General features: G+C 72.0%; 7 protein-coding genes. 2 read left to right on the top strand and 5 right to left on the bottom strand.

Features of this window, described 5'->3' with window-relative positions:
• Positions 1-20 precede the first annotated feature (20 nt).
• Both ACTOQ2_RS37820 and ACTOQ2_RS37825 read right to left on the bottom strand, forming a co-directional pair.
• Positions 21-5,510 carry an ATP-binding protein gene (locus ACTOQ2_RS37820; RefSeq protein ID WP_440105852.1) on the bottom strand — a complete coding sequence of 1,830 codons (5,490 nt, stop codon included), beginning with the start codon at positions 5,508-5,510 and terminating at the stop codon, positions 21-23.
• Positions 5,511-6,004: 494 nt separating this feature from the next.
• Positions 6,005-6,508: a DinB family protein gene (locus tag ACTOQ2_RS37825; RefSeq protein WP_440105854.1), complete on the bottom strand. Its 504-nt coding sequence runs from the start codon at positions 6,506-6,508 to the stop codon at positions 6,005-6,007.
• 129 nt (positions 6,509-6,637) lie between these two features.
• On the opposite strand from ACTOQ2_RS37825, the gene ACTOQ2_RS37830 reads away from it, so the two are divergent.
• The gene (locus tag ACTOQ2_RS37830; protein ID WP_440105856.1) at positions 6,638-7,888 is read left to right on the top strand and encodes a cytochrome P450; all 1,251 of its coding nucleotides are present in this window, start codon (positions 6,638-6,640) and stop codon (positions 7,886-7,888) included.
• Entirely contained in the window at positions 7,882-8,670 is a 789-nt protein-coding gene (locus tag ACTOQ2_RS37835) for a TetR/AcrR family transcriptional regulator (RefSeq protein ID WP_440105858.1), read from the top strand. Before ACTOQ2_RS37830 ends, ACTOQ2_RS37835 begins: the two co-directional genes overlap by 7 nt.
• A gap of 151 nt (positions 8,671-8,821) precedes the next feature.
• On the opposite strand, the gene ACTOQ2_RS37840 is transcribed toward ACTOQ2_RS37835, so the two are convergent.
• The 3 genes from ACTOQ2_RS37840 to ACTOQ2_RS37850 all read right to left on the bottom strand — a co-directional run bounded on the left by ACTOQ2_RS37840 (position 8,822) and on the right by ACTOQ2_RS37850 (position 11,161).
• Positions 8,822-9,877, bottom strand: a complete 1,056-nt coding sequence (locus ACTOQ2_RS37840; RefSeq protein ID WP_440105860.1) for a metalloregulator ArsR/SmtB family transcription factor — start codon at positions 9,875-9,877, stop codon at positions 8,822-8,824.
• Between the two features lie 151 nt (positions 9,878-10,028).
• A complete protein-coding gene (gene soxR / locus ACTOQ2_RS37845; RefSeq protein ID WP_440105862.1) occupies positions 10,029-10,484 on the bottom strand; it encodes a redox-sensitive transcriptional activator SoxR in 456 nt (151 codons plus the stop codon).
• Between the two features lie 47 nt (positions 10,485-10,531).
• Positions 10,532-11,161, bottom strand: coding sequence for a TetR/AcrR family transcriptional regulator (locus tag ACTOQ2_RS37850; RefSeq protein ID WP_440105864.1), 630 nt, complete (start codon positions 11,159-11,161; stop codon positions 10,532-10,534).
• Between the last annotated feature and the right edge of the window lie 316 nt (positions 11,162-11,477).

Here is an 11,477-nt window from a genome sequence, read left to right on the forward strand (position 1 = left end):
CCTCCGGCTCCGGGACCGGGTCAGACCTGCCGGGCGAGGCCCCTCTCGACCGCCTCGATGATCTTCGGTCGCAGCTCGGCGCAGCTGATGATCATGTCCACCGAACCGACGTCGACCGCCCGCTGGATGCTGTGCACGCGGTCGAACTCGGTGGCCACCTCGGTGAGCTTCTCGGCCCGCACGGACGACCGTAGCTCGGCCAGCTCGGTGGCCAGCGCGGCCCGCGTGGCGGCCGGCGCCTCCGCGACACCGGCGGCGAGCGCGAGCACGCGGGGGTCGTTGCCGGTCCGCTTGTCCACGTCGCGCGCGAAGACCACCGCGGCGGCCGGAGCGCCGCCGAGCACCGAGGCGAACGAGCCCTCGACCGCGAGCACGGTCATGTTCGGGTTGAGCGCCTTGGAGAACACCACGAACGCGCCGCCGTGGTACCGCGAGATCACGCAGAACACGATGGGGCCCTTGAAGTTCACCACCGCGCGGCCGATCTCCGCGCCGTACTCCAGCTGCAGCTTTCGCATCGACTCGGGCGACCCGTCGAACCCCGACAGATTGGCCAGCACGACCAGCGGACGGTTCCCGCTGGCGGCGTTGATGGCCCGGGCGGCCTTCTTGGACGACCTCGGGAACAGGGTGCCCGCGGTGTAGGTGTCCGGGCCGTCGGTGGGCGGGAACCCGCGACGCGGCACGGACCTGGACTCGATGCCCAGCAGGGACACCGGCCGGCCGCCGAGGTGAACGTCCCAGACCGCGGCGGTGTCCGCGTCGGCCATGCCCGCCCACCGCTCCAGCACCGGGTGGTCCTGGTCGGAGAGCGCGCGCATGACGGTGCGGATGTCGAACGGCTTCTTGCGGTCCGGGTTGGACTCGACGGAGAAGATCTGGCCCACCGTCGTGAAGTCGCTGTCCGGCACGCTGTGCGGGAACGTCGACACGTCACGGTCCACCGGGTCGCCGGTGACCGTCCTGCGCGGCCGGCTCTCCCCCGGCGCGATGTAGCTGTGGTCGTAGTGCGCCATCAGGATCTCCCGCGCGCCGCGGATGTCCGGCGCCCAGTACTGTGCCTGGCCGTTCGGGCCCATGATCCGGTCGTACCCGCCGATGCCGTGGTTGTCCTCGGCCGACACGCCGCCGGAGAAGTCGAGCGACTGCTTGCCCGTGAGCACCATCGCGGAGTCGGGCGTCATCACCAGGATGCCCTTGGTGTGCATGAGCATCGTGGCCTCGGCGTTCCAGTACGGCTGGGCGCCGACGTTGATGCCCGCGACCACGATGTTGATCTCGCCGCCGTCCTGGGTGAAGTTCACGATCCGCTTCAGCGCGGCCGCCACCCAGTCCATGTTCTCGGTGCCGGACGACATCGAGATCCGGGCGCCCGCGGAGAGCGCGAACCACTCCAGCGGCACCCGCATCCGCTCGGCCAGGTCGAGCGCGGCGATCACCCGCGCGCACTCGGGCTCGGACAGCGCGCCGAGCGCCTTCGTCGGGTCGCCCAGCAGCACGACGCGGGTCATGCCCTCCGGGTGGCGCGACGTGGGCGTGCTGACGACGCCCGCGACGAGCGCGGCGGTGTTGCGCCCCTTGGGCCGGTTCACCGGCACCAGCTCCGACCGCTCGTCCAGGTCGTACTCGGTGAACGAGCCGAACGGCCCGGCGAGCATGGCGGTCAGCTCGTACGGGTGGTGCGTGCCTCGGCTGTGCGCGCGCAGCACCTCCTGGCGATAGTCGTCCAGCGGCTCGATGGGCTCGGTCGGCGGCGGCACGACGGACAGCTGCACGCCGGAGCCCACGTCATAGCCGATCCGCACGGCGATGTCGACGAGCTCGCCGGTGGCGCCGTCGCGGCGCCTGCCGAGGAAGAGCACCTCCTCCAGGCCCGCGCCCGCCGTCGTCGGCAGCACGCGCTTCGCCACGGTGTTCAGGTCCTCCGGCGAGAGGTCGTTCGGCGGCCACACGTAGATGACGATCCGGTTGGTGGCGGACGTCTTCGCCCCGGGCTTCTTGGCCCGGCGGATCGCGTCGAGGCACGTGGCCAGGATGTTCTCGGCCGCGGGCAGCGCGACGAGCCTGCCCTCGTCGTCGCGCAGCGGGGTCAGGTCGCGGACCTGCCCCAGCGCGACGAGGCGCTCGTCGGACGGGTTCTGCCGCGCGGTGGCCCGGAAGAGGTAGACCTCCTCGTCGGGGGCGGGCAGCCGGGTGAGGTCGAAGTCGCGCAGCCGTTCCAGCTGCATGCGCTCGGCGATGCGCGGGTGCAGGCCGCGCAGCAGCCGTTCCTCCGCGAAGCCGTCCGCGGACGGCCGGAAGGTGAAGTGGTGGTGCATCACGGCGCCGCTGTTGCCCGCGACGGTCGCGACGATGCGGCCGACCCGGTTCGACGGCTGCTGCGCGACCATGACCTCGCGCAGGCGCGCGGCCATCTCGTCGGGGTCGCTCGGGCCGTCCGACCAGGTCAGGTAGATGTCCGCCACCAGCTCGCCGTCACCGGCGAACTCGTCGACCGCCTTGACCGCCTCGGCCAGCGCCAGGAAGTCGACCGCGGTGGCCACGACGCGGCCGTTGCCGGTCGCGGTGCGGTGGTCGGCGACGACGAACGTGCAGCCCGCCACCTTGCTCACCCGGATGTCGCTGAGCGCGCGGTTGCCGTAGTAGCGGCGGCTCAGCACCTCGAGCAGCGGCACGGGGTCCGCGCCCTCGCGGCCGATCCGCTGGCCGACCAGCCGGACGAGCGGCTCGGCGCTGGCGACCATGGCGGAGATCCGCTCGGCGCGGTCGGGCGCGTCCGGGTACCGGTCGAGGTGGCGCAGGTGCTTTCGTACGCCTGTGTAGACCTTGGCGCGGGTGCGGCGCAGCAGCGGCTGGGCGAACCAGGCGAACACCACGCCGCGCGCCAGGTCCGCGACGGCGGGGAACCGGACCTGGGTGGCGGCGACCAGGTGCTCCAGCGCCAGGCCGACGGTGACGCGGTCCGCCTCGGCGGGCGGGGACTCCTTGACCCACTGGCGCAGCAGGGTCGTCACCACGGCGACGTCGGTGGACGCGCGCCGCTGGGCCAGGAAGATCCGGAAGACCGCGTCCTCCAGCTCCGGCGTGCGCTCCAGGCCCTCGACGCCGTAGCGGGACAGCACGTGCGTGAGCCGCTGCCGAAAGCTCTCCGACAGCCCGGCCCGGTCCGGGTCCAGGTACTGCAGGTAGGTGTGGAAGTACTCGCGGGGGCTGTGCACCGAGGAGTCGGGCTTCGACTCCTCTCCGGCGGGCCGGTTGCGGCTCAGCTCGCTCAGGTCGGCGAACAGGCGCAGCAGCTCGACCTCACCGGCCGGCTCGTGCTCGCCCTTCTCGGCGAGCTCGGAGCGCGCGGCCAGATAGCCGGTGAGCAGGCGCTTCTCGTCCCGCGAGTCGATGTCGAAGCCCAGCAGGAGGCTGCGCAGGTCCTGCAGCCCGCGCGCGGCCCGCTCGGCCGCGGGCACGTCCACCGGCTCGGCCGGCAGATCCAGCTCGACCTCCCGCACCTCGGCCGCGGGACCGGCCGCCTCGTCGCCGTCACCCAGCGGCTCCAGGCGCAGCAGGCGGGCGCCCGCCTCCACCTGGCTGCCGACCGACACCGCGAGCTCCCGCACGCGGCCGCGGAACGGCGCGCGCAGCACGGTCTCCATCTTCATGCTCTCGACCACGAGCAGCGGCGCGCCGGCCTCGACCTCGTCGCCCGCCTGCAGCGGCGTGGCCACCACGAGCGCGGGCACCGGCGAGCGCACGATGCCGCCCTCGTCGCGGCTGATCCGGTGCGTGACGCCGTCGACCTCGACCAGGTGGATCGGGCCGTGAGTGCTCGTGACGACCTTGAAGCGGACGCCGTTCACGGTGATCTGGCCGCTGTGCTCGTCGAAGCGCTCGATGTCGACGTCGGCCGCGTGCTGGGGGCCGCCCGCCGAGATGCCGATGCGGAACCGGTGGCCGCCGGTGCGGGCGACCTGGACGCGGTAGCCGACGTCGCGGAGCTTGAGCTCCAGCGCGCGCCCGCTCTCGTGCTGCGACTGCGGGCGGCCGCCGTGCGCGGCGGCCAGGAAGCGCTGCCGCGTCACGGCCTCCTCGTCCTCGTAGGCCTCGACGGCGGCGGCGATCAGCGCGATCGCGGAGTGCCGGTGCGCGACGAGGGCGCCCTGGGCGCGCACGCGGTCGATCCAGCCGGTGTCGGCGGACCCGTCGATCACCGCGGGCTCGTCGAGCAGCGTGCGGATGAAGCCCTTGTTCGTCACGCCGCCCTCGATGATGACGGTCGTCTGTGACATCGCGCGGCGCAGGCGGGCCAGCGCCTCCGTACGGTCACGGCCATGCGCGATGATCTTGGCGATCATCGAGTCGAAGTCGGCGGGGATCGTGTCGCCCTCGCTGAACCCGGTGTCCACCCGGACGCCGGGGCCGCTGGGCAGTGCCAGCCGCGCGATCCGGCCGGGTGAGGGCGCGAAGTCGCGGTCGGGGTCCTCTGCGTTGAGGCGCGCCTCGACGGCGTGGCCCCATTCCTGCGGCGCGTCCCCCTCGAGCCTGCCGCCCGCCGCGACGTGCAGCTGGGCCTTCACCAGGTCGACGCCGGTGGTGATCTCGGTGATCGGGTGCTCGACCTGCAGGCGCGTGTTGACCTCGAGGAACGCGAACAGCCGCTCACCGGGGTGGTAGAGGAACTCGATGGTGCCCGCGCCCTTGTAGTCCACCGCGAGCACGAGCCGCTCGGCCGACGCCTTCAGCTCGGCGACCTGCTCGGCGCCGAGGACCGGGGAGGCGGACTCCTCGATGATCTTCTGGTTGCGCCGCTGCACGGAGCAGTCGCGCACGCCCAGCGCCCACGCGGTGCCCTGCCCGTCGGCGATGACCTGCACCTCGACGTGCCGGGCGCCCGTCACCAGTCGCTCCAGGAACACGACACCGCTGCCGAACGCCCGCGCGGCCTCCTGGCGCGTCAGCTCGTAGGCCTGGGACAGCTCGTCGGCGTCGGCGACCATCCGGATACCGCGGCCGCCGCCGCCCGCGGTCGCCTTCAGCATCAGCGGGTAGCCGATCCGCTCCGCCGCCGCCTTCGCCTCCTCCAGCGTCTCCACCGGACCTCGGCTCCACGGCGCGACGGGCACCCCGACCTCTTCGGCGATCAGCTTCGAGCCGATCTTGTCGCCCAGCCTGCGCATCGCCTCGGCGCTCGGGCCGACGAACGTCACGCCGATCTCGGCGCACAGGTCGGCGAACGCCGGGTCCTCCGCCACGAAGCCCCAGCCGACCCAGGCCGCGTCCGCACCGGTCTCGACCAGGGCCTTCCTGAGGACCGCGTGGTCCAGGTAGGGCCGGTCCGCGGCGAGTCCCAGGTCGTAGGCGATGTCCGCCTCCCGGACGAACGTGGCCGTCCGGTCGGAGTCCGTGTACAGGGCGACGGTCTCGATCCGTGTGCCCGTCTCCGCGGCTAGGTCCTGAACGGCGTGGATGAGCCGCATGGCGGCTTCACCGCGGTTGACGATGGCGACACGACTGAACACTGAGCGGGCCTTTCGAAGACGGTGAACACGGCGGTCGTCCCCGCCGTAACCGGGGTACATCCTCTCGACTGCCTCCGGATACCGGAATGGCGGGGACTAAGCGTGTTTCGCGGCCGGAGTTGTGCGGCTCGCACAAACGCGCCCATCGGGATGGTGTAACAGGTGGCGGGTGTGATCTTGGTCGCGCGGCGGCTCGTGGACTCGAAGGTCCGTTCGGACTGGTCACGGGCGAGGGTAGTCCGTTTGCCGGGCGGCGACAAAGATGGCAGCTCGCGCCCGTGCCGTCCGCGTGGCGTGCCCGTGGGAGCGATGGGTGACGTGGCCGCCGCGTCGCACCTCCCGATCTTCGAAAACGATGGTTCTCCCTCGACCGGGATCGCCCGAGGGGCGACGCGAGGAAACCCGGCCGGCTCGTAGGTCACGATCACCACGCCGGTGGTGGTCACGGAGCACCTGGGTGACGGCACTCCTGCCGGCCTCGCCGGGAAGGACGCCTACTCGCCGGTGAAACCGTCGATCCGCTCGCGCAGCAGGTCGGCGTGGCCGTTGTGCCGGGCGTACTCCTCGATCATGTGGACCAGGATCCAGCGGTGGGAGCAGTCCTGCCCGTGGCGCTGCCGCTTCGCGACGGCGTCCAGCGGCACCTCGGCCGAGAGCTTGCGGGCGAGCTCGATCTCGGCCTGCCAGGTGGCGAAAGCCTCCTGGGCGGAGGCGGTGTCCACGTCGTTGAACTCCGCGTCGGGGTCGTCGGTCTTGTAAAGCAGGGGAACGTCCTCGTCGTTCAGCACGCGGCGGAACCAGGCGCGCTCCACGTGCGCCATGTGACGGACCAGGCCGAGGAGCGACAGGGTCGACGGCGGCACCGAGCGCTCTCGGAGTTGCTCCTCCGAGAGCCCCGCGCACTTGACGGCCAGGGTCTCGCGGTGCCAGTCGAGCCAGTTGTTCAGCATGGCGCGCTCGTCGCCGACGAAGGGAGGAGGGACGCGGTTGTCAGTCACGGCTCACGATTATCGCACCGCGAAGTACCGTCCGGTCATGGTCGATGATCGGCCGGAGTCGCCGCGCTCGGGAGGTTCCGGCGAGGAGCGAATTCGAGTCACTTGACCTGAATAAGTCAGGCGACTTAAATGGCGCCAACGCGATCCCGAGGGAGAGTGATCTTGAGCGAGCCCAGCGCCGAGGCGCCCGAATACCCCTTCCGCAACCCCAGCGCGCTGGAGCCGCCGCGGGAGTGGGCCGAGCTGCGGGAGAGCTGCCCGGTCGCGCCGATCCGGCTGGCCAGCGGGGACACCGCGCTGCTGCTGACGCGTTACCAGGACGTCAAGGAGGTCCTGTCGGACCCGCGTTTCACCCGCCGGCTCGACGCCGAGGGGGCGGCGCGGGTGACGGCCAACGAGTCGGGCGGCGTGTTCGGTCGAAGCGGCGACAGCGGCGGCGACATGACAGGCGACACCCACCGGGCGTGGCGGCAGTTGGTGGGCAAGGCGTTCACCGCCAAGCGGGTCATCGCGATGCGGCCCAGAATCCAGGCGATGGCCGAGCGGCTGGTCGAGCGGATGGTCGCCCAGGACGAGCCCGCCGACCTGGTGAGCGCGGTCGGCTTCCCGTTGCCGGTGTGGGCGATATGCGACCTGCTCGGGGTGCCCGACTCCGACCGGGACAGGTTCGCGTACTGGTCGGACACCATGCTCAGCATGACCAGGTTCGGTCAGGAGGAGATCGACGCCGCCCAGGGCGAGTTCGACGCCTATCTGATGGCACACGTCGACACCAAGCGGGCCGAGCCGGGCGACGACCTGCTGAGCGAGCTGGCCTCGATGGTGGAGGGGCTGGACGGGCGGCTGACCGAGCAGCTGCTGGTGATGACGGCCAAGGGCCTGCTGGTGGCCGGGCACGAGACCACCGCCAACATGATCGGCAAGATGGTGTCGATGCTGCTGGCCGACCGTTCTCGCTGGGAGGCACTGCTGGCCGACCGCACGCTGATCCGCTCGGCGGTGGAGGAGGTGCTGCGTTTTGACGCCAATCCCGGCTTCGGCATGCCGCGCTACCTCAGCGAGGGGGTCACGGTGGCGGAGGAGGAGCTGCCCGCGGGCACGACGGTCGTGTGCAGCATGGCCTCGGCCAACCGGGACGAGAGGCAGTTCGAGGGCGCCGACGAGATGCGGCTGGACCGCTCGCCCAACCCGCACGTGACCTTCGGTGCCGGCCCGCACTCCTGCCTGGGGCAGGCGCTGGCCCGCACCGAGCTGCAGACCGTGCTCGGCGTGCTGCTGGAGCGGCTGCCCACGCTGGAGCTGGCCGTCCCGGCCACCGAGCTCAGGCGCCGCGAGGGTCTCGTGGTCGGCGGGCTGGAGAAGGTCCCGGTCCGATGGTGACCGTGCCCGGCCGGACGGATCACGGGAAGACGGAGCACGACAAGAGGGAGCGTGGAAAGACCGTCCCCACCAGGACCGCGTCCGGCATGACGAAACACGGCAAGACCGTGCCCGGCAGGACGGAGCGGGCGCGGGAGACGCGCGGAGCCATCCTGGACGTCGCCGAGCGGCTGTTCGCCGAGCACGGGGTCGGCGAGGTCTCCAACCGGCAGATCGGCCAGGCCGCCGGGCAGGCGAACAACTTCGCCGTCGGTTACCACTTCGGCACCAGGGCCGACCTGGTACGAGCGATCATCCGCCGCTACACCACCGAGACCGAGGAGCGGCGGCTGCGCATGCTGGAGGCGATCGGCGACTCCGCCGACCTGCGCGCGTGGATCTCCTGCCTGGTACGCCCCGCCACCGACCACCTCGACGCGCTGGGCGTGCCGAGCTGGCGGGCCCGCTGCCTGGCCCAGGTCACCGCCGTGCCCGCCCTGCGCCAGATCGTCACCGAGGAGTCCGTGGCGACCCCGTCGATGCGGCGCACCCTGGACGGCATGCTGCGGCTGCTGCCCAACCTGCCGGAAGAGGTGCACCGCGAGCGCGGCGACATGACCCGCCTGCTCCTCGCGCACGCGCTGGCCGAGCGCGAGCGCACCCTGCACGAGGGCGGGTCAACGGCCCACGCGAGCTGGGAGGCCGTCGCCGTCGGGCTCATCGACGCGCTGGCCGGCCTCTGGCGGGCCCCCGTCACCCCCTGCCCCCCACCGCGGAGAACGGATCCCTCATGCGCGGGCTGAAGCACAAGAGAGTCGTCGTGGCCGGCGGCGCCACCGGCACGATCTCCGTGGACGAGCGGCCCTGACCCTGGCCGCCGCGGGCCCGGTCTCGCCCGTTCCGGCGTCCTCGCCCGATCGGGTCGAGGCCGGTGCGGCCCGCGTCCAGCGGCGATCAGCCGTTGTCGTCCCCCGGGGTCTCGGGGGCGAAGTGCCGCACCCCGAACGCGATGGCCGCGGCGAGGTCGTCGTCGCTGGTTCCCCAGGCGGCCTGGATCGCGGGCCCCCAGGCGTGGCAGCTGCGGGTGGCCAACTCCTTCACCTCGGGCGCGTCCTCCCAGCTCTCGGGGTCGAACGGGGTGCCGCGCAGGAACAGGTCGAGACCGAGCAGCGCGAGGTCCCAGCCGCTGCCGATTCCGATCGTGCCGCCGGGACCGTAGGTGCGCACCAGCTCGTCGACGATCTCGGCGGGAGAGGCGTGCTCCAGCTCCAGGACGGTGCCGCCGTCCTCGCCGTGCGCGAGGCGGACCTCGACCTCGGTGTTCATGCCCTCCCCGAGGACCCAGGTCACCTTGATCAGATGGGGCTCCTCGCAGCGCAGGATCGTCCCGCCGGCGTTGTTCTTCAGCTGGTACGTGCCACCGGGCCGCAGGTCGCCGTCGATCGGGGCCAGCCATCGGCCGATCCGGTCGGGGTCGGTGCAGGCGCTCCACACATCCTCGATCGAGGCGTCGTAGGTGCGGCGCAGGAGCAGCGACCGCCCTCGGCCGGTGGCGACCGGGAGGTCGCCGATCTCCCGGTGGGTGGCGTTGATCTGGTTGACGATGTCGATCACGTGTCTTCCTCGTTCCTCGTTGAGGGGTGTCTGTCCGCGGGCGGCGGCCCGGCGCTGTCCTCGCGCCGTTTCCGGGGCCCGCGTCCGCCGCGGCGCCAGCTCGGCGCCCAGCGTGTCCAGGTGCCGGTTCCAGAACCGGCGAAAGCGCTCCAGCCAGATGTCGACCTCCTGCAGGGGTGCCGATTCGACGGCGTACAGCCGCCGGGTGCCATCCGCGCGGACGGTCACGAAGCCGGAGTCCCTCAGCACCCGCAGGTGCCGCGACACCGCCGGCTGCGAGATCCCGAACTCCGTCCGGATGACCCCGCCGACCGCGCCCGCGCTCCGTTCACCGCCGGCGAGCAGCTCCAATATCCGGCGTCGCACCGGGTCACCGAGCGCCTCGAAGGCCTGCACGGCATCGAGAATTTCATCTAGTACTTATATAAGTCAAGCCTTAAATATTTGTGCGGCCGATCGCGCTCCGTTCACTGCCGACGAGCCTGCCCGGCGCCCGATGTCCCCGGTGCCGGCCGCCGGCTTTCCGCCCGTCGCCGCCGGGCCGGTGTCAGGGACCCAGCAGGCGGCGGGGACCCGGGCCGTGTTCGGCGAGCGTGTCCCCGGGGTTGATCAGCGCGCACTGCTCGAAGGACAGGCAGCCGCAGCCGATGCACTCGGTGAACCGGTCGCGTATCCGCTCCATCTTCTCGATGCGAGCGTTGATCTCCTCGCTCCAGCACGCCGACGCCTTGAGCCAGAACTCCCGGGTGGGCGGGACACCCTCGGGGAGGAAGCCCAGCACTCCCCCGATCACCGACAGCGGCATGCCGACGCTCTGCGAGGCGCGGATGAACGCCACCCGGCGCAGCGTGCTGCGGTGATAGCGGCGCTGGTTACCGGTGGTCCGGCGGCTGGCGATGAGCCCGCGCCGCTCGTAGAAGCGCAGCGCCGAGGCGGGCACGCCGCTGCGCTCGGACAGCTCGCCGATGGTCAGCTCCTCGGCGATCGTCGCGGGTTCCGGCATGGGCCAACCCTAGCCTGAGGTGAACCTCGGTTCAGGTACGAGGCCGTTCACCCGGTGCCGCCCGGACGCCGGGACGGGGCATCGGGCGGCGCGACGGGCAGGACGCAGGACAGGGCGCGGCGCAGGGTGGTGGCGAAGGACTCGGTGTTGCCGGGCTCGAGCCAGTGCCGCCCCGCCACGCGGATGGCGCCGGCGACCGCGGCGGCCGTGACGGCGGGGAACAGGTCGCGTCCTGGGTCGGTGCCGGTGCGCGTCGCGATCGCCTCGGCGAGCGGGCCCTCCGCCATGGTGAACGCCTTCAGCGCCTCGCCCTCCAGCTCGGGCGTCGACATGATCATGCGCAGGCCGGCCTTGTCGGGCTCGGGGTCGCCGTAGAGCTCGATCACGGCCGCGGTGACGGCCTGGTCGAGCGGCTCGCCGGCGGGCCGCGAGCGCAGCGCCTGCCCCACACGCCTGGACTGGTCGGCCTGGAAGGCGCAGATCGCCTCGGCCCTGCTGGAGAAGTAGTTGTTGTAGGTGCGGGGTGAGACTCCCGCGGCCGTGGCGATGTCATGGACGCGGACAAGGGCCAGCCCGTTGGGGCCTCGCTCGATGGCCAGGCGCAGCGCGGCATGGCCGATCGCCTCCCGGGTGGCCTGGCTGTTGCGTGCCCGGAGGCCCATCGCGTCGTCGTTCATGGGGCAACCCTATCGAAATTGCGCGCCACGCACTATATGCGTGACACGCAAGTTGTGGATAGAGTGCGGTGGAGCGCCTGGCACTCACCCCTGGAGAGTGCCAACCACACGGCGTGTGCCGGGACGGCGAGGTCCGTCGGCGGGTTGGTCGCCCGCCGGTGGGCCGTCCGTCGCGGGCGCCGTCCCGGAGAGCCCCGTCAAGAGCAGGAGCAGGAATGACATCGAAAATGATCGCGTTCAACGAGGACGCCCGGCGCGGTCTCGAGCGCGGCATGAACCAGCTCGCGGACGCCGTCAAGGTGACCCTCGGCCCCAA

Origin of the sequence: Streptosporangium sp. H16, assembly GCF_051918855.1 — a bacterium.
Lineage (GTDB): Bacteria > Actinomycetota > Actinomycetes > Streptosporangiales > Streptosporangiaceae > Streptosporangium.

Excerpts from the sequence above, each read along its gene's own strand:
- ACTOQ2_RS37835 (WP_440105858.1), top strand. The coding sequence starts at position 7,882 with ATGGTGACCGTGCCCGGCCGGACGGATCACGGGAAGACGGAGCACGAC.
- ACTOQ2_RS37830 (WP_440105856.1), top strand. The coding sequence starts at position 6,638 with ATGGCGCCAACGCGATCCCGAGGGAGAGTGATCTTGAGCGAGCCCAGC.
- soxR (WP_440105862.1), bottom strand. The coding sequence starts at position 10,484 with ATGCCGGAACCCGCGACGATCGCCGAGGAGCTGACCATCGGCGAGCTG.
- ACTOQ2_RS37850 (WP_440105864.1), bottom strand. The coding sequence starts at position 11,161 with ATGAACGACGACGCGATGGGCCTCCGGGCACGCAACAGCCAGGCCACC.